Below are 17,893 nucleotides of genomic sequence, written 5' to 3' on the forward strand. Positions count from 1 at the left end.
ACCCGCCTTTCGACGGGTTTCCTGTTCGCGACACCCCGCAGAACCGGCGCTGCCGGTCCGCGGGGTGCTGGCCCCGGGCAGGGGCGCGGGCGAATTTACATGCCCATGCCGCCCATGCCACCCATGCCGCCCATGTCGGGCATGCCGCCGCCGCCAGCGCCCTCGTCCTTGGGTGCGTCGGCGATCATGGCTTCCGTCGTCAGCAGCAGCGAGGACACCGAAGCGGCGTTCTGCAGTGCGGTGCGGGTGACCTTCGTCGGGTCCAGGATGCCCAGCTCGAGCATGTCGCCGTACGTGTCGTTCGCAGCGTTGAAGCCGTAGTTGCCCTTGCCGGCCAACACAGCGTTGACCACCACCGAGGCTTCGCCGCCGGCGTTGTTCACGATTTCGCGCAGCGGCGCTTCGATGGCCTTGAGCACCAGCTTGATGCCGGCTTCCTGGTCGGCGTTGTCGCCCTTGACCTTGTCGCCCACGGCTTGCTTGGCACGCAGCAGAGCCACGCCGCCGCCAGCCACGACGCCTTCTTCCACTGCAGCGCGGGTGGCGTGCAGGGCGTCTTCGACGCGGGCCTTCTTTTCCTTCATTTCGACTTCGGTGGCAGCGCCAACCTTGATCACTGCCACGCCGCCGGCCAGCTTGGCCACGCGCTCTTGCAGCTTCTCGCGGTCGTAGTCGCTCGTGGCTTCTTCGATCTGCACGCGGACTTGCTTCACGCGGGCTTCGATGTCGGCCGCAGCGCCCGAACCGTCGATGATGATGGTGTTTTCCTTGCCCACTTCGATGCGCTTGGCTTGACCCAGGTCGGCCAGCGTCACCTTCTCGAGCGTCAGGCCCACTTCTTCAGCGATGACCTTGCCGCCCGTCAGGATGGCGATGTCTTCCAGCATGGCCTTGCGGCGGTCGCCGAAGCCAGGTGCCTTGACGGCCACGACCTTCAGGATGCCGCGGATCGTGTTCACGACCAAGGTAGCCAGGGCTTCGCCTTCGACTTCTTCGGCAATGATCAGGAGCGGACGGCCAGCCTTTGCGACTTGTTCCAGCGTGGGGAGCAGGTCGCGGATGTTGCTGATCTTCTTGTCGAACAGCAGCACGAAGGGGTTGTCCAACAGCGCCGATTGCTTCTCGGGGTTGTTGATGAAGTAGGGCGACAGGTAACCGCGGTCGAACTGCATGCCTTCGACGACGTCGAGTTCGCTGTCGAGCGACTTGCCGTCTTCGACGGTGATCACGCCTTCCTTGCCGACCTTGTCCATCGCGTCAGCGATGAGCTTGCCGATGGTTTCGTCGCTGTTGGCCGAGATCGAGCCGACTTGAGCGATTTCCTTCGACGTGGTGGTGGGCTTCGAAGCCTTCTTCAGCTCGGCGACCAGGGCCGTGACAGCCTTGTCGATGCCGCGCTTCAGGTCCATCGGGTTCATGCCGGCAGCCACCAGCTTGAAACCTTCGCGAACGATGGCCTGGGCCAGCACGGTCGCGGTGGTGGTGCCGTCACCGGCGTTGTCGCTGGTCTTGGAGGCCACTTCCTTCACGAGCTGGGCGCCCATGTTCTGGAGCTTGTCCTTGAGCTCGATTTCCTTCGCGACCGACACACCGTCCTTGGTCACGGTGGGGGCGCCGAACGAACGCTCGAGCACCACGTTGCGGCCCTTGGGGCCCAGGGTCACCTTGACGGCGTTGGCGAGGATGTTCACGCCTTCGACCATGCGTGCGCGGGCTTCACCGCCGAAGACTACGTCTTTTGCTGCCATGTTTTATTACTCCAGTAATTAGATCTAATCAGTTGGGGACAGAGCAATCCGCGCTTCGCGTCGGCTTGGTCTGTCCCGCAAAATCACTTTGCTTCGACGACCGCGAAAAGGTCGTCTTCCTTCATCACGAGCAGCTCGTCGCCGTCGACCTTCACGGTCTGGCCGCTGTACTTGCCGAACAGCACGCGGTCGCCGACCTTGACGGTCAGGGCCGAGATTTCGCCCTTGTCATTGCGCTTGCCCGGGCCCACGGCCAGAACTTCACCCTGATCGGGCTTCTCGGCGGCGGCGTCGGGGATGACGATGCCAGAGGCGGTCTTGGTTTCGCTGTCAACACGCTTGACGATCACGCGATCGGCCAAAGGACGAAGTTTCATTGCATCTCCTGAATAAGAAACGGGGTTGTGGTCGGCGCCCGCGGGAAAGCAGGCAGCCATCGACTGGAAGCGAGGCCTGGTTGTTAGCACTCAACAGCAGCGAGTGCTAATCATAAGGGCAATCGGCGGAGTTTCAAGGCCGGGCGGCCCGGCAGGGCACACGCGCTGGTTGCGCAATCCGCTGGATTTCTTGCCCGATCCCCTCGCGGCACCCGCGGTTTTGTGAAAGGCCGGTGCCTCGCAGGTAGAGTCCGCCGCGGAGATTCACGCCGTCCATGGCAACCCGACATCAACACGACACGCCCGCTGCCGAGCACCTGCGGGCCCCCCAGGCCGCGATGGCGCGGATCATTGCCGCCCACACGCCGCGCGCGGGCGATTTCGAGACGCCGATCGCGGGCCTCGGCTTGTTCCGGCGGGACGCCCCGGCAGCGCCCGTCGTCTGCATGATCGAACCCGGCATCGTGCTCGTCGCCCAGGGGACGAAGCAGCTGTGGGTCGGCGGCGCGGCCTATGCGTACGACGCCTCGCGCTTCCTCGTCACCTCGCTCGACGTGCCCGCCAACTCCGAAGTGCTGGCGGCGAGCCCCGAGGCGCCCTGCCTCGGCCTGGTGCTGAAGTTCGACGTGCGCATGCTGGCCGAGCTGATCGCGCAGGGCAGCCTGCCGCCGCAGCGCGACCGTCCGGCCGGGGTGGGCGTGGAGATCGGCACCGCCACCCCTGCGCTCTGGGCGCCCATCGAGCGACTGTTGGCGCTGCTCGATGAGCCCGAGGCCATTCCGGTTCTCGCTCCCTTGATCCAGCGCGAGATCCACTACCGGCTGCTGATGAGCGACCAGGCGGGCAGGCTGCGGCAGATCGCCTCGGTGGACGGGCAGGGCCGCCGCATCGCGCGGGCGATCGATTGGCTCAAGCTGAACTACGCCTCCTCGCTGCGCGTGGACGAGCTCGCGGCCCGCGTGCAGATGAGCGCGCCCACCTTTCACCATCACTTTCGCCAGCTCACCGCGATGAGCCCGCTGCAGTACCAGAAATGGCTGCGGCTGAACGAGGCGAAGCGCCTGATGCTGAGCGAACACGCCGATGCGGCGAGCGCCGCATTCCGGGTCGGCTACGAAAGCCCGTCCCAGTTCAGCCGCGAATACAGCCGGCTGTTCGGCGCCCCGCCCAAACGCGACATCGGCTTGCTGCGCGACAACGCCAAGGGCGGCGACCCCGCCGCGCGCCGGCGCATTTAAGTCTTTACGTCACAGCGCGCCGCGAGCCTCACAGGATCGGGCAAGAAATGGAGCGGAATGCGCTATCGATGGCAGCGCGTCTCGCGAAGAATGGTCGGTCCGGACCCAGGCCGGGAAGCCTTCGGCTGACTCGGAAAGTAGGCGATGAACTGCGCGCCGGCACCGCCGAAACCATTCTCCTGTGCAGCCCTCCACGATGCATGCAGACACCGAACTTCGATCAACAACAGGAGTTGACATGAACAGTCCCACGACCCAGATGATCTCGCGGCGCGACGCGCTCATCGTCGGCGCTGCGACCGCCGCCACCGCGGCGGCGGTCTCGTCCGCGGCACCGGCCGCTGCCGCACCGGCGGCACCCTCTGCTGCGGCCGTACCCCGCATGAAGCTCACGCTCAACGTCAACGGAAACGCGCATGCGCTGGACCTCGACACACGCACCACCTTGCTCGATGCACTGCGCGAGCACCTGCACCTCACCGGCACCAAGAAGGGCTGCGACCACGGCCAATGCGGTGCCTGCACGGTGATCGCCGACGGACGGCGGATCAATTCGTGCCTGACGCTCGCGGTCATGCACGACGGCGGGCAGGTCACGACCATCGAAGGGCTCGGCACGCCGCAGAACATGCATCCGCTGCAGGCCGCGTTCGTCAAGCACGACGGCTACCAGTGCGGCTACTGCACGCCGGGCCAGATCTGCTCGGCGGTGGCGGTGATCGACGAGGTCCGGCGCGGCGTGCCGAGCCATGTGAGCGCAGACCTCACGGCACGGCCGATCCTCTCGGCCGAAGAGCTGCGCGAGCGCATGAGCGGCAACATCTGCCGCTGCGGCGCCTACTCCAACATCGTCGACGCCATCACCGAAGTGGCCGGGAGCCCGACATGAAGCCGTTCAGCTACGAGCGCGTGCAAACGCCGGCACAGGCCGCGGCGGCCGTGGCCGCGAACCCGGGCGCCAAGTTCATCGCCGGCGGCACCAACCTGCTCGACCTGATGAAGCTCCAGATCGAGGCGCCTGCGCACTTGGTGGACGTGAACGGCCTCGCGCTCGACAAGATCGAACCCACGCCCGATGGCGGCCTGCGCATTGGTGCGCTGGTGCGCAACACTGACCTCGCCGCCGACGAGCGCGTGCGGCGCGACCATGGCGTGCTGTCGCGCGCGCTGCTGGCCGGCGCCTCCGGGCAGCTGCGCAACAAGGCGACCACCGCCGGCAACCTGCTGCAGCGCACGCGCTGCCCCTATTTCTACGACACCGACCAGCCCTGCAACAAGCGTCGCCCGGGCAGCGGCTGCAGCGCCATCGGCGGCGTGACGCGGCAGCTCGCGGTGGTGGGCGGCAGCAGGTCCTGCATCGCCACGAACCCGAGCGACATGGCCGTTGCGATGCGCGTGCTGGACGCGGCCGTCGAGACCGTGCGTCCCGACGGGCGCACGCGCGTGATCCCGATCGCCGATTTCCATCGCCTGCCCGGCGACACGCCGCACATCGAGACCGCGCTCGAGCGCGACGAGCTGATCACCGCGGTCACGCTGCCAAAGCCGGTTGGCGGCACGCAGATCTACCGCAAGGTCCGCGACCGTGCCTCGTACGCCTTTGCACTGGTGTCGGTCGCGGCGGTCGTGCAGCGCGACGGATCGGGGCGGGTGGCGCTCGGCGGCGTTGCGCACAAGCCGTGGCGCGTCGAGGCCGCGGAGGCCGCGATGCCGCAGGGTGCGCGGGCCGTAACGGCACGACTTCTCGCCGATGCGCAGCCGACCCACGACAACGCCTTCAAATTGCCGCTGGCCGAGCGCGCGCTGGCTGCGGCCATCGCACAAGCGAGGAGCTGATCGCCATGAAATTCGACACCCCCGCCACCACCAATCCCATCGACCAGCTGAAGGTCATCGGCAAGCCGACCGACCGGATCGATGGACCGCTCAAGACGACCGGCGCTGCGCGCTACGCCTACGAACGCCATGCCGAGGTTCCGGGCGCCGCCTACGGCTGCGTTGTCGGCGCAGGCATTGCCAAGGGCCGCATCGCGTCGATGGACCTGCGCGCGGCGCGCGCTGCGCCGGGCGTGCTGGCCATCGTCACCGCGCGCAACGCGGGCAAGCTCGGCAAGGGCAATTTCAACACCGCCAAGCTGCTCGGCGGGCCCGAGATCGACCACTACCACCAGGCGCTCGCGGTGGTGGTGGCCCACACCTTCGAACAGGCGCGCGCCGCCGCGCAGCTGGTGCGCATCGACTACACCCCAACGCCGGGCCGCTTCGACCTGGCCGCGGAAAAGAACGCGGCGCAGATGCCCGAGCCCAATCCGTTCTCGGGCCAGCCCGAGACCCGGACCGGCGATTTTGCGGGCGCGTTCGCTGCGGCCCCGGTACAGCTCGACGCCACCTACACCACGCCCGACGAGTCGCACGCGATGATGGAGCCGCATGCCTCCATCGCGGAGTGGAAGGGCGACAAGCTGACCCTCTGGACCTCGAACCAGATGATCGCGTGGGGCGTCGGCGACGTCGCCAAGACGCTCGGCATTGCGAAGGAGAACGTGCGGCTGGTGTCGCCCTTCGTCGGTGGCGGCTTCGGCGGCAAGCTGTTCGTGCGCGCCGATGCCGTGCTGGCCGCACTCGGCGCGCGGGCGGCCGGGCGGCCGGTGAAGGTGGCGCTGCAGCGGCCGCTGATAGCGAACAACACCACGCACCGGCCTGCCACGATCCAGCGCATCCGCATCGGCGCTTCGAGAGAAGGCAGGATCACCGCCATTGCCCACGAGGGCTGGTCGGGCGACCTGCCCGGCGGGCAGGCGGAGACCGCCGTCAACCAGACCCGGTTGCTGTACGCCGGGGCCAACCGCCTGACGACCACGCGCCTTGCCGTGCTGGACCTGCCGGAGGGCAACGCCATGCGCGCGCCCGGCGAGGCGCCGGGCATGATGGCGCTTGAGATCGCGATGGACGAGATGGCGGAGAAGCTGGGGCTCGATCCGGTCGAATTTCGCATCCTCAACGACACCCAGGTCGATCCCGAGAAGCCCGAGCGCCCCTTTTCCCAGCGCCGGCTCAACGAATGCCTGCGCACGGGTGCCGAGCGCTTCGGCTGGAACCAGCGGAACGCGGCGCCGGGCCAGCAGCGCGACGGTCGCTGGCTCGTCGGCCTGGGCGTTGCGGCGGCATTCCGCAACAACCTGTTGACGAAGTCGGCCGCGCGCGTGCGCCTGGACGACCGGGGCATCGTCACGGTGGAAACCGACATGACCGACATCGGCACCGGCTCGTACACCATCATTGCGCAAACCGCGGCCGAGACCATGGGCCTGCCGCTCGAGCGCGTGCAGGTGCGGCTTGGCGACTCGGCCTATCCCGAGTCGGCGGGCTCGGGCGGGCAGTGGGGTGCCAACAATTCCACGTCGGGCGTGTTTGCCGCCTGCATGAAGCTGCGCGAGGCCGTGGCGGCCAAGCTGGGCTTCGCAGCGGCCGAAGCGGCGTTCTCGGACGGCATGGTGCGTGTCGGGGGGCGGGCGGTGCCGCTGGCACAGGCGGCCGGCGCGAACGGCCTCGTGGCCGAGGACGGCATCGAGTACGGCGATCTCGACAAGAAGTACCAGCAGTCGACCTTCGGCGCGCACTTCGTCGAAGTCGGCGTCGATGCGATGACCGGCGAGATTCGCGTGCGGCGCATGCTTGCCGTCTGCGCCGCGGGGCGCATCCTGAACCCCAAGTCGGCGCGCAGCCAGGTGATCGGCGCCATGACGATGGGCGTCGGCGGGGCGCTGATGGAAGAGCTCGCGCTCGACAAGCGCCACGGCTTTTTCGTCAACCACGATCTGGCGGGGTACGAGGTGCCGGTGCATGCCGACATTCCGCACCAGGAGGTGATCTTTCTCGACGAGACCGATCCGATCTCATCGCCGATGAAGGCGAAGGGCGTGGGCGAGCTCGGCATGTGCGGGGTCGCAGGCGCCGTGGCGAATGCCGTCTACAACGCCACCGGTGTGCGCGTGCGCAACTATCCGATCACGCTCGACAAATTGCTGGACCGACTGCCGCCGGTGGTGTGAAAGAAGCCGAGCGCACGGGTGCGGCTCGGCTTGCTCAAGATTATTATTTATTTCAACTGAGATGAATTTGATTTCAATTGAAATTTGAGCTGAAGTTTTTTGGTTCAATCGATGTGAAAATATCGAGGCCCGTGCTTGTTATTTATAAGCGGTGTGCGCGAATCTTTATTCAGTAATTGAGTTTGCTGCAATAGAGTCCCGTGCTGCATGCCTCAACGCCCCACTCGAATAAATCGCTTCAGTACGCAAGACCTTCCCGCAGAAAGCAGACTGGCCCATTGGTCGCTGCAGTTCGGCCAAACCCTGGGATACGCCGGGCTCGAAAGTCCCGATGGCCACAATTTCCATCAAACCCTGACACGTGTCGATCTCGGGCTCACGCGGTTTCTCCGCTTGCGGGGCAGCGAAACGGCGTCCCATGCGGAAGCCGGCCATTTGCCCGAATCGGAACTTCGGCCCTTTCATCTGCTGATCCGCCTGGGCTACGGCGCCACGACGCTTCTCCAGGAAAGGGAAGTGACCATCGAGCCCGGCGACATGGTCCTGCTCGATGCCCGGCGCGAGTTCCGGCTGCATTCGCGACCGACCACGGACTTTCTCGCCATCGGATTCCCCGACTCGCTGGTCGCGCGGTGGCTGCCCAGCGCCAAGGACGCCGTCGCTTTTCGCCTCGAGGGCCGCGCTGGATGGGCCGGCACGCTGTCGGCCTACCTCCGGGCGCTGGACGCCAGCCTTCTCGAAACCATCGACAGCACCTTCGAAGAAGAACTGGTCGGCGAGCACATGCTGTCGATGCTGTCGTTCGCCTTGACGCAGAGTGGCTTCCCGATGACGGACGACGACCGCGTGCCCGCGCGCGACCGCGTGCTGCACGCACGCATGTGCGGCTGGATCCGGGACAACTACGGCAATCCGGAGGTCAATGCGACGACGCTTGCGCGGCATTTCAACGTCTCGATCCGCTACGTGCACAAGGTGTTTGCCGGGGCGGGGCAGGGCGTGACCTTTCGCGAGACGCTGAAGCATGAGCGCCTCAAGGCGGCGGTTCGAATGCTGCGTACCGCCACGGTGTCGCACACCCTCGTTGCCCAGGTGGCGGAGCGCTGCGGCTTTTCGGATCCTGCCTACTTCGGCTTGGTCTTTCGTAAGGAATTCGGCTCCTCCCCGGGAACCTTCGCACGTCGCATGGGCCGAACGCCGGAACCGATCAACTCGAAAATAAGGGAAAACCCTAATAACCACGACGAGGTTTCTAGCGAATAACCTTCGTGAATGTTCTGCGAGTTGCGGCAGCTGAAAACGCCGTGCACACACCTCTCCCCCCTCAAGACCCAGACACCCGAACCCGAAGCGGGGGCGAACTTGCAGCCTGGGCCGAGGAACTGGAGACCAAGGCCGGGGCATGGCAGGGTGACGCTGCCGAACCAAGCCCCGTCAACCTGAAACTGGTTCTCGTCGATCCCGACGGGCTGGCCTTCATGCGATCGCAAGGTGCCGCCTTGGACATCTATCGGCCGAAGGCGAGCGTCCCGGAAGAAGGTCGGATGTACCCCTTCCATCTGCTGCTGAAGCTCTCGCCAGGCGCCACGTTCGTCGAGCAGAACGGACGTGTGCTCGAACTCCAAACCGGCGACATGACGCTGCTCGACTCGAACGAGGCCATGCACCTGCGGTCTTCCGAAGGGAACGACGCCTGGATCATCGGACTGTCGACCTCGCTGGTCACGCGGTGGCTTCCGAACGCCAAGGATGCAACGGCATTGCGGCTCGACGGACATTCGGGCTGGGCCGGCGTGCTCTCCAACTACATCCAGTCGCTCGACATCCGGCAGGTGCAGCGCCAGGGCGGCAAGTTCCAGCGCGAATTCGTCGCGGAGCATCTCATGTCCATGCTCTCGTTCGCGCTGGCGCAGACCGGGGTGCCGCCCAGCGCAGCGCCCGATGCCGTTCCGCCGCGTGACCGTGCCATGCACGCCCACATCTCCAGCTGGATCCGCGACAACTATGCCGACACCGAGGTCAGCGTGACCAAGGCCGCGGCGCACTTCAACCTGTCGACGCGCTACGTGCACAAGGTGTTTGCAAGCGCCGGGCATGGGGTGACCTTTCGCGAGGCGCTGCAGCACGAGCGTCTCGAAGCCGCAAGGCGCCTGCTGCGGACGACCGCCGCAGGCAACGGCGCGATAGCGCAGGTGGCCTACCGCTGCGGCTTTGCAGACCCGGCCTACTTCGGGCTGGTGTTCCGAAAGAAGTACGGCTGCCCTCCGGGTGCCTACGCGCGGGCCACCGAGGCGCCATCGGCGTAAGCCCGCGATTCAAGCCGGGAGTGAGTGCCGGCGGCTCGTAAACAACGAAACGAGCGCTTCGTGCAATGCTGCCTCTGCGTGCGCGGTTTTCATATTCCTACCGCGCATCATTCGTAGTGTCGGAATTTTCTATTTACTAAAGTACACGAAAGGCACAGCCAACCGCCGTGCGGAGCTCGATATCCGCGGCGCGCAAATGAGGAACAACAATGGACAACGACAACAACCGCTACGCGTCCGGGCGCATTGCGATCCTCGGCCAGGAAAACCGCTTGCGCGAAGCCGTGCGGCGGATCGTCCGCAGGCTCGGCTACGAGCCGGTGGTTCTTTGCAGCAGCGCAGCGAGCGCCTCGGGCTCCGACAATCCTGAAGCTTTCAAGATGCTTATCCTGACCGGCGAGAGCGACAGCCTGTCGTCCATGGCGCTGATCCGTGAAACGAAGGGCATGTTCGATACGCAGACGCCGATGCTCTGCCTGCTTCCCAAGGAGCAGTTCGACGACGTGAGCGCACTGCGCCGGGAGGCCACGGACGAGCTGATCGCAAAGCCTTCGTCGTTTGCCGAACTCTTCAGCGTCGTTCGGCTCTTCGCAAGCAGCTTCCCGGGCAAAATGCCGCCGCTCGAGCGCCGATGGGGCGGCTACCGCTTCCTGATGCAGAGCAACACGGTGGAGTTCGGCGGTCGGCGGGTGCAACTGCGCCCTGACGAGTTCGATCTGGCCATCGAACTCTTTGGCCACGAAGGCTCCACGGTCGCACGGGACGCCCTCTGGGACGCAGTGTGGGCCAAGCCGTGGGACGGGAAGTCGCGCATGCTCGACACCTGCGTCTCGGTGCTCCGTCGGGCATTGAAGCTGCCTTCGAACGGCTGGGAGCTGCGGGCTGTCTGGGGTGCGGGTTATCGCCTCGACGGTTCGTCGGGGCGCGAGGGGGCCGCCATTCCTTACTGGACGCCTTCGTCGATGCGCGCCTGACCCGGCGACGCCCGGGTGCCGGCGCTTCCGCCTGCCGCGGGATGTCGCTCCGATCCAAGACAAGAACTGGAAATGATTGATTCTTAACTATTAGAATGCGAATCGTTCTTAGTGAGTTTTGGAGTGGAGCAGGAAATGACGAGGTTCATCGCGCGGCACAAGGTCGCATCCGTTCTGGCGGGTTGCCTGGCAATCTATGTGCAGCAGCATGCGGTGGCACAGCCCGCCGCGCCGGCCACTGGCTCGCTGCCGGAGGTGCGCGTCGACGCGAGCACCGAAGCCGAGACAGCGACTTCGCCCGTCGTCGGCTACCGCGCGAGGAACGCCGCAACGGCCACCAAGACGGACACCCCGCTGGCCGAAACACCCCAATCGGTGACGGTGGTCACGCGCGACCAGATCGTGGATCAGGGCGCCACGAACCTGCAGGATGCGCTCACTTACGCGGCGGGTGTGCGCTCCGATGCGTACGGCCTCGACTCGCGTGCCGACAGTTTCCAGGTGCGCGGCAGCGAGCCCACGATTTACCTCGACGGATTGCAGATGTACTCGGCCGGCTGGTACACCGCGACGGCGCGGCCCGACCCGTACACGCTGGAGCGCCTGGAAGTGCTGCGCGGTCCGGCGGGCATGCTTTTCGGCGCGGGCAACGCCGGCGGCGTGGTCAACATGGTCAGCAAGCGCCCACAGCGGGAGACCTACCGCGAAGTGGGCGTGCAGGTGGGTTCGTTTGGCCGCAAGCAGGTCCAGGCCGACCTCACTGGCGCGCTGACCGCGGATGGCGACTGGACTTATCGCCTTGTGGCGCTGCACCGAAAATCCGATACGCAGGTCGACCATGTGCCTGACGACCGCTCGCTTCTCATGCCCTCACTCACGTGGCGACCCACGGCTGCCACCTCGCTGACGCTGCAAGGGCTTTGGCAAAAGGACAAGACCGGCAGTACGTCGCAGTTCTTCCCCTGGCAAGGCACGCAGTTGCCTAACCGCAATGGTCCGTTGCCGCTCAGCCGCTTCATCGGAGAGCCCGGTGACGGATACGACACCGAGCGCAAGACCCTGGGTTGGCTGTTCGAGCACCGGTTCAACGACCAGTGGGCGTTCCGGCAGAACTTCCGTGTGTCTCGCACCTTCAACGACTCGCACTACCACTATGCCGATTCGTTCTCGCTGCCGGGTGGCTGGGCAAAGGACCCGTTCGGTCAGCGAATCCTCGGCCGCTACAACGACAAGTCGCTCGCCTGGACGCGCATGGCGGGCATCGACAACCATGTTGAAGGCCATTTCGACACCGGCGCCCTGCGCCACACGCTGCTGGTGGGCGCCGAGTATTCGCGCCAGCGCCAGGACAAGCGCGAGGGCTCAGCGTTCAGCACCATCGATGCCTACGCGCCCATCTATGGCATCGGCCATGTTCCCGTGACGGAACTGACCGACCGGCCTCGCACGACGCAGCGCAACGCTGGTGTGTATGTGCAGGACCAGATGAAGCTGGACAACTGGATCTTCGTGGCTGGCCTGCGCTACGACCGCAGCACCGCCGGATCGGCGGGCAGTGCCTCGGAGACGACGAGCGCCACGTCGCGCCGTTTGGGCGTCATGTACCACCTGCCTTCTGGCTGGTCGCCCTACCTGAGCTACACCGAATCGTTCACGCCTCAGGCGGGCACCGACGCAAATGGCAATCTGTTCAAGCCGCTGCGTGGCGAGCAGGTGGAAGCGGGTATCAAGTTCCAGCCTCTGGGGTCGTCCACGAATTTCACTGCGTCGGTCTTCTCGCTCAAGGAAAAGAACCGCACCGTTTTCGACAGCGCCGACATCAACTACGGCCGCCAGGTCGATTCGAGCAAGAACAAGGGCGTCGAGCTCGAACTGAAGACCACCCTCGGCCGCGATCTCGACGTCATCGCCAACTACACGTACATCGACGTCGACAAGAAACTCACCGACGCGCCCCGCACCCAGTTGTCGGTCTGGGGCAAGTACCGCTTCTCCGTGGGCGGCGTGCCGGGCTTCTCGGCGGGTGCCGGCGTGCGCTACATGGGGAGTTTCCGCGACGTCGAAGGTACCAGCGTGGGGCCCAACATGCCCGCCGTGACCCTGCTGGACTTGATGCTGGCCTACGAGTCGGACAAGTGGCGCTATGCCCTGAACATCAACAATGCGACCGATAAGACGTACTCCAGCACCTGCCTTGCGCGCGGCGATTGCTGGTACGGCGCCCGCCGCAGCGTTGTGGCAAGTGCGACCTATCGCTTCTAATAGCTCACTTTCGACCGGAGCCGCCGCGACATGAACAGCCGCAAGATCAAGACCTGGGCCTGGGTGCACAAGTGGAGCAGCCTGGTATGCACCGTGTTCATGCTGCTGCTGTGCATCACGGGGCTTCCGCTGATCTTTCACCATGAGATCGGGCATCTGCTGGGCACCGAGGTCGAGTCGCCCGCCATGCCGGCGGACACGCCGCGCGCAAGCCTGGACCGCGTGCTCGAGGTTGCGCGTGCGAAGCATCCCGACCGCGTGGTGCAGTTCGCGTCGCAGCCCGAGGACGACAAAGGCCTGTGGTTCGTCACGCTGACGCCAACGCCCGATCCCACCGACGACTTCAAGTCGGTGGCGGTCGATGCGCGCACCGCCGCCGTGCTGGCAGAGCCCAAGTTCGGCGAGGGCTTCATGTACGTGATGTTCAAGCTGCACGTCGACCTGTTCGCCGGGCTCGCGGGCAAGCTGTTCCTGGGCTTCATGGGCCTGCTGCTGCTGGTGGCCGTGGTCTCGGGCGTGGTGCTCTATGCGCCGTTCATGCGCAAGCTCGAATTTGGCACCGTGCGCCGCGAGAAGCGCCCCCGCCTGAAGTGGCTCGACCTGCACAACCTGCTGGGCATCGTCACCTTGGTGTGGGTGTTCGTGGTGGGCGCCACGGGCATGATCAACACCTGGGCGGACCTGCTCATCAAGTACTGGCAGTACGACCAGCTGAGCGCGTTGCTGGCGCCGTACAAGGGCGAACCGACGGTGGCCGTGGCCGAGCGGGCCTCGGTCCAGCGATCGTTGGAAGCCGCCGTCCAGCAGGCGCCCGGCATGGAGCTGTCGTTCATCGCCTTCCCGGGCACCGCGTTCTCGAGCCCGCACCACACGACCTTCTTCATGCGGGGCAACGAGCCCTTCACCTCGAAGCTGCTGAAGCCGGTGCTGGTCGACGCCAAGACCGCGCAGGTCACGGCCGTGCCCGAGCTGCCGTGGTACCTGACCGCGCTCCTGGTGTCGCAGCCGCTGCACTTCGGCGACTACGGCGGCATGCCGATGCAGATCCTCTGGGCGCTGCTCGACATCGCGACCATCATCGTGCTGGGCAGCGGGCTCTATCTCTGGCTCAAGCGCGGCAACACGGTGCCCACGCCGGCTGGGCCTGCCGCGGCGGCCGGCGCCGCCGGGCGAACGCCGGCGCAGGGCGGCGGAAAGCCAGGCGAACCGGCGCCGGCGATGAAGGTGCAGGCATGAAGCCGCAGCGCCATTCGCAGTCGTTCGGACGCATGTGGGGCTGGCCGATCGCACTTGGCCTCTTGACCGGGGTGGGCCTCATCTCCGCGCTGTTCAGCGACGGTGGGGCAGGCGATGTGGTCGCCTGGTTTGCTCTGGGCGTCCCCGTGGCAGTGTGCGCCTGGTTCGGCTGGCGCAAAGGCAAAAGTTGATCCCGACCCGACCGGGTGGTTGCCGGTAGGCCGGGCGGCGCGCGCCGAAGCAGAATCGGCGCATGAACTCCGCCTTTTCCGCCAGTGTCGCCACAACGCGGGTCTTGCTATTCGGCATCCCCCTGATCGCGCAGGCGCAGATGGCAGCACCGCCGCAGGCCGACCGCGGCCAGTTGCCCGAGGTCACCGTGTCGACGCCGCGCGGCGAGGTCGCGCCCTTCAGCGTGCCGGGCTCGGTCGACCGGATCGACGGCGCCGATATGCGCGACAGCCGCCTGCAGGTCAATCTCTCCGAGAGCCTCGGGAGCGTGCCGGGTCTGCAGGTGCAGAACCGCATGAATTACGCGCAGGACCTGCAGCTCTCGATCCGCGGCTTCGGCGCGCGCTCGACCTTCGGGGTGCGCGGCGTGCGGCTCTATGTCGACGGCATTCCGGCGACGCTGCCCGACGGGCAGGGGCAGACCTCCAACATCGACATCGGCTCGATCGATCGCATCGAGATCCTGCGCGGACCCTTTTCGGCGCTCTACGGCAACTCGTCGGGCGGTGTGCTGCAGGCCTTCACCGCATCGGGCGAAGGCGCGCCGAGGCTTGCCTATTCGGCGGCGGGCGGGAGCTTCGGCACCTGGCGCCAGTCGCTGCAGGCCAGCGGATCGCAGGGCGCGGTCGACTACCTGCTGAACGCGAGCCGGTTCCGCACCGAGGGATGGCGCGCGCACAGCGCGGCCCGGCGCGACCTCGTGAACGGCAAGCTCGGCGTCGCGCTCGACAACGGTGACCGCCTGACGCTGGTGGTCAACAGCGTGCGCATCGATGCGCAGGACCCGCTGGGCCTGACCGCGAGCCAGTACGCGCTCGCGCCGCGCGGTGCGCCGCTCGCCATGCAGTACGACACGCGCAAGACGGTCGAGCAGACCCAGCTCGGCCTGTTGTACGAACGCCGCATCGATGCGACGCAGGGATTGCGGCTGATGGTCTACGGCGGCGAGCGCAAGACCGTGCAGTACCAGTCGATCCCGCCCTCCGCGCAGCAGAACCCGCTGCATGCCGGCGGCGTCATCGACCTTTCGCGGCAGTACAGCGGCATCGACCTGCGCTGGAGCGCCGCCTGGACCGTGGCTGGACGGCCCTTCGACGTGGTGGCGGGCCTGGGCTACGACAGCCTGCGCGAATCGCGGCGCGGCCACGAGAACTACCTGGGGCCCGCCTCGTCGGCACTGCTCGGCGTACAGGGTCGGCTGCGGCGCAACGAGCGCAACGAGGTCTGGAACCTCGACCCATACGCGCAGGCCACCTGGCGGCTGGCCGAGCGATGGACGCTCGAAGCCGGTGTGCGCCGCAGCAGCGTGCACTTCGATTCGCGCGACCGCTACATCCTCGGCCCCAACCGCGACGACAGCGGCAGTGCACGCCACGCCAAGACACTGCCGGTGGCCTCGTTGCGCTTTCAAGCCACGCGCGACCTCGCGCTGTACGGATCGATCGGGCGGGGCTTCGAGACGCCGACGCTGAACGAACTCTCGTACCGCGCCGGCGGCGCCAGCGGGCTCAACTTCGCATTGCGTCCGGCCGTCAACGACAGCGTCGAGCTTGGCGCCAAGGCCCGGCTGGGCGGCGGCCTGCTGACCGCAGCGCTGTTCCAGACGCGCACGCGCGACGAGATCGTGACCGACACCAACAGCGGCGGGCGTGCCACCTTCCAGAATGCGGGCCGCACGCGCCGCGACGGCTTCGAGCTCGCCTGGCAGCACGAAACGACCAACCACTGGCGCACGCAGCTGGCCTACACCTGGCTCGATGCGCGCTACCGCGATACCTTCTGCTCGCCGTCGCCATGCACCGCATCCAGCCAGGTCGCGGCCGGCAACCGCATTCCCGGGATTGCGCAGCAATCGCTCTACGCGTCACTCGGCTGGGTGCCGCCCGAAGGCTGGCGTGCGGGCATCGAGATGCGCGCGCTCGGGCGCATTCAGGCCAACGACGCCAACAGCGCGAGCGCGCCGGGCTATGCGGTGGCGGCGCTGTACGCCGGCTATCTCAGGAAATGGGAGCGCTGGGAGTTCAACGCTTTCGCGCGCGTCGACAACCTGTTCGACCGGCGCTACGTGGGCTCGGTCATCGTCAACGAAGGCAATGCGCGCTATTTCGAGCCCGCGCCGGGCCGCAACTGGACGGTGGGCCTGAACGGCGCGTACCGCTTCTGACCGGGCCCACCATCGCGTCGTTGCGCCTCGTTTACTTCAGGCCCGCCGCCGCGCGCAGCGCCGCAGCTTGGGTGGTCGCTTCCCAGGTGAACTCGGGCTCTTCGCGGCCGAAGTGGCCATAGGCGGCGGTCTTCTGGTAGATCGGGCGCAGCAGGTCGAGCATCTGGATGATGCCCTTCGGGCGCAGGTCGAAGAACTCGCGCACGAGCTCGGCGATCTTGTCGTCGGGGATCACGCCGGTGCCTTCGGTGTAGACCGTGATGTTCATCGGCTGCGCCACGCCGATCGCGTAGGCCACCTGGATCTGGCACTGGCGCGCCAGGCCGGCGGCCACCACGTTCTTGGCCACGTAGCGCGCGGCATAGGCGGCCGAGCGGTCGACCTTCGACGGGTCCTTGCCCGAGAACGCGCCACCGCCGTGCGGGCAGGCGCCGCCATAGGTGTCGACGATGATCTTGCGGCCCGTGAGGCCGCAGTCGCCCTGGGGGCCGCCGATGACGAAGCGCCCGGTCGGGTTGATCAGGTAGCGCGTGTTCTGCAGCCACTCCTTGGGCAGCACCGGCTTGATGATCTCCTCGATGATGGCTTCGTTGAACGAAGCCTTCATCTTGGTGGGCGTTTCGCTTTGGTCGGGGCTGTGCTGGGTGGAGAGCACCACGGTGTCGATGCTGTGCGGCTTGCCGTCGACGTAGCGCATCGTGACCTGGCTCTTGGCGTCGGGGCGCAGGAAGGGCAGGCGGCCATCTTTGCGCAGCTGGGCCTGGCGCTCGACGAGGCGGTGCGCATAGTAGATGGGCGCGGGCATCAGCTCGGGCGTCTCGTCGCAGGCATAGCCGAACATCAGGCCCTGGTCGCCGGCGCCGGTGTTGAGGTGGTCGTCGCTCGCGTGGTCCACGCCCTGGGCGATGTCGTTGGACTGCTTGTCGTAGCAGACCATCACGGCGCAGCCCTTGTAGTCGATGCCGTAGTCGGTGTTGTCGTAGCCGATGCGCTTGATCGTGTCGCGCGCCACCTGGATGTAGTCGACGTGCGCGTTGGTGGTGATCTCGCCGGCGAGCACCACGAGACCGGTGTTGGTCAGGGTCTCGGCGGCCACGCGGCTGCGGGGGTCCTGCTCGAAGATCGCGTCGAGGATGGCGTCCGAGATCTGGTCGGCGACCTTGTCGGGATGGCCTTCGGAGACCGATTCGGAAGTGAAGAGAAAGTCGTTCGCCATTTGTACAAAACTCCTAGAAGTGACTTGGCGCGTTGCCAACTCTGCGGAGCCCTGGCGAACGCTTTAGCAGATGCCGGTGATCGGCGGGG

The 17,893-nt window shown here is 66.4% G+C and carries 14 protein-coding genes; 11 read left to right on the top strand and 3 right to left on the bottom strand.

Annotation, left to right across the window (positions count from 1 at the left end):
* Positions 1 to 95 precede the first annotated feature (95 nt).
* Together groL and AC3A6G_RS05970 are read right to left on the bottom strand one after the other, a co-directional pair.
* A complete protein-coding gene (gene groL, locus AC3A6G_RS05965; RefSeq protein WP_487862214.1) occupies positions 96 to 1,748 on the bottom strand; it encodes a chaperonin GroEL in 1,653 nt (550 codons plus the stop codon).
* 83 nt (positions 1,749 to 1,831) lie between these two features.
* Entirely contained in the window at positions 1,832 to 2,125 is a 294-nt protein-coding gene (locus AC3A6G_RS05970) for a co-chaperone GroES (RefSeq protein WP_487862213.1), read from the bottom strand.
* Between the two features lie 275 nt (positions 2,126 to 2,400).
* Here AC3A6G_RS05970 and AC3A6G_RS05975 point away from each other — a divergent pair, with 275 nt between their 5' ends.
* The 11 genes from AC3A6G_RS05975 (at position 2,401) to AC3A6G_RS06025 (ending at position 16,588) form a co-directional block, all read left to right on the top strand.
* Entirely contained in the window at positions 2,401 to 3,363 is a 963-nt protein-coding gene (locus tag AC3A6G_RS05975) for an AraC family transcriptional regulator (protein ID WP_487862212.1), read from the top strand.
* A gap of 238 nt (positions 3,364 to 3,601) precedes the next feature.
* Complete coding sequence (gene paoA, locus AC3A6G_RS05980; RefSeq protein WP_487862211.1) at positions 3,602 to 4,252, top strand: aldehyde dehydrogenase iron-sulfur subunit PaoA; 651 nt, start codon at positions 3,602 to 3,604, stop codon at positions 4,250 to 4,252.
* Positions 4,249 to 5,199 (top strand): FAD binding domain-containing protein, encoded by a 951-nt coding sequence (locus tag AC3A6G_RS05985; protein ID WP_487862210.1) that lies wholly within the window; start codon positions 4,249 to 4,251, stop codon positions 5,197 to 5,199. Before paoA ends, AC3A6G_RS05985 begins: the two co-directional genes overlap by 4 nt.
* Before the next feature lie 5 nt (positions 5,200 to 5,204).
* Complete coding sequence (gene paoC / locus AC3A6G_RS05990) at positions 5,205 to 7,415, top strand: aldehyde oxidoreductase molybdenum-binding subunit PaoC (protein ID WP_487873320.1); 2,211 nt, start codon at positions 5,205 to 5,207, stop codon at positions 7,413 to 7,415.
* A gap of 207 nt (positions 7,416 to 7,622) precedes the next feature.
* Positions 7,623 to 8,678 (top strand): helix-turn-helix transcriptional regulator, encoded by a 1,056-nt coding sequence (locus AC3A6G_RS05995; RefSeq protein ID WP_487873321.1) that lies wholly within the window; start codon positions 7,623 to 7,625, stop codon positions 8,676 to 8,678.
* Positions 8,679 to 8,959: 281 nt separating this feature from the next.
* Positions 8,960 to 9,721 carry a helix-turn-helix transcriptional regulator gene (locus tag AC3A6G_RS06000; protein WP_487873322.1) on the top strand — a complete coding sequence of 254 codons (762 nt, stop codon included), beginning with the start codon at positions 8,960 to 8,962 and terminating at the stop codon, positions 9,719 to 9,721.
* 209 nt (positions 9,722 to 9,930) lie between these two features.
* Positions 9,931 to 10,695 (top strand): winged helix-turn-helix transcriptional regulator, encoded by a 765-nt coding sequence (locus AC3A6G_RS06005; protein ID WP_487862206.1) that lies wholly within the window; start codon positions 9,931 to 9,933, stop codon positions 10,693 to 10,695.
* Positions 10,696 to 10,830: 135 nt separating this feature from the next.
* Positions 10,831 to 12,957: a TonB-dependent siderophore receptor gene (locus AC3A6G_RS06010; RefSeq protein WP_487873323.1), complete on the top strand. Its 2,127-nt coding sequence runs from the start codon at positions 10,831 to 10,833 to the stop codon at positions 12,955 to 12,957.
* 30 nt (positions 12,958 to 12,987) lie between these two features.
* Positions 12,988 to 14,193, top strand: coding sequence for a PepSY-associated TM helix domain-containing protein (locus AC3A6G_RS06015; RefSeq protein WP_487873324.1), 1,206 nt, complete (start codon positions 12,988 to 12,990; stop codon positions 14,191 to 14,193).
* Entirely contained in the window at positions 14,190 to 14,384 is a 195-nt protein-coding gene (locus AC3A6G_RS06020; protein WP_487864296.1) for a hypothetical protein, read from the top strand. Before AC3A6G_RS06015 ends, AC3A6G_RS06020 begins: the two co-directional genes overlap by 4 nt.
* A gap of 62 nt (positions 14,385 to 14,446) precedes the next feature.
* Positions 14,447 to 16,588 carry a TonB-dependent receptor domain-containing protein gene (locus tag AC3A6G_RS06025; RefSeq protein ID WP_487873325.1) on the top strand — a complete coding sequence of 714 codons (2,142 nt, stop codon included), beginning with the start codon at positions 14,447 to 14,449 and terminating at the stop codon, positions 16,586 to 16,588.
* Positions 16,589 to 16,619: 31 nt separating this feature from the next.
* On the opposite strand, the gene metK is transcribed toward AC3A6G_RS06025, so the two are convergent.
* Positions 16,620 to 17,804, bottom strand: coding sequence for a methionine adenosyltransferase (gene metK / locus AC3A6G_RS06030; RefSeq protein WP_487862201.1), 1,185 nt, complete (start codon positions 17,802 to 17,804; stop codon positions 16,620 to 16,622).
* Between the last annotated feature and the right edge of the window lie 89 nt (positions 17,805 to 17,893).

Source organism: Variovorax sp. Soil_C_26 (genome assembly GCF_057657075.1).

Excerpts from the sequence above, each read along its gene's own strand:
- AC3A6G_RS05975 (WP_487862212.1), top strand. The coding sequence starts at position 2,401 with ATGGCAACCCGACATCAACACGACACGCCCGCTGCCGAGCACCTGCGG.
- AC3A6G_RS06020 (WP_487864296.1), top strand. The coding sequence starts at position 14,190 with ATGAAGCCGCAGCGCCATTCGCAGTCGTTCGGACGCATGTGGGGCTGG.
- paoA (WP_487862211.1), top strand. The coding sequence starts at position 3,602 with ATGAACAGTCCCACGACCCAGATGATCTCGCGGCGCGACGCGCTCATC.
- AC3A6G_RS05985 (WP_487862210.1), top strand. The coding sequence starts at position 4,249 with ATGAAGCCGTTCAGCTACGAGCGCGTGCAAACGCCGGCACAGGCCGCG.
- metK (WP_487862201.1), bottom strand. The coding sequence starts at position 17,804 with ATGGCGAACGACTTTCTCTTCACTTCCGAATCGGTCTCCGAAGGCCAT.
- AC3A6G_RS06025 (WP_487873325.1), top strand. The coding sequence starts at position 14,447 with ATGAACTCCGCCTTTTCCGCCAGTGTCGCCACAACGCGGGTCTTGCTA.
- AC3A6G_RS06000 (WP_487873322.1), top strand. The coding sequence starts at position 8,960 with ATGTACCCCTTCCATCTGCTGCTGAAGCTCTCGCCAGGCGCCACGTTC.
- AC3A6G_RS06010 (WP_487873323.1), top strand. The coding sequence starts at position 10,831 with ATGACGAGGTTCATCGCGCGGCACAAGGTCGCATCCGTTCTGGCGGGT.
- paoC (WP_487873320.1), top strand. The coding sequence starts at position 5,205 with ATGAAATTCGACACCCCCGCCACCACCAATCCCATCGACCAGCTGAAG.
- AC3A6G_RS06005 (WP_487862206.1), top strand. The coding sequence starts at position 9,931 with ATGGACAACGACAACAACCGCTACGCGTCCGGGCGCATTGCGATCCTC.
- AC3A6G_RS05995 (WP_487873321.1), top strand. The coding sequence starts at position 7,623 with ATGCCTCAACGCCCCACTCGAATAAATCGCTTCAGTACGCAAGACCTT.
- AC3A6G_RS06015 (WP_487873324.1), top strand. The coding sequence starts at position 12,988 with ATGAACAGCCGCAAGATCAAGACCTGGGCCTGGGTGCACAAGTGGAGC.
- AC3A6G_RS05970 (WP_487862213.1), bottom strand. The coding sequence starts at position 2,125 with ATGAAACTTCGTCCTTTGGCCGATCGCGTGATCGTCAAGCGTGTTGAC.
- groL (WP_487862214.1), bottom strand. The coding sequence starts at position 1,748 with ATGGCAGCAAAAGACGTAGTCTTCGGCGGTGAAGCCCGCGCACGCATG.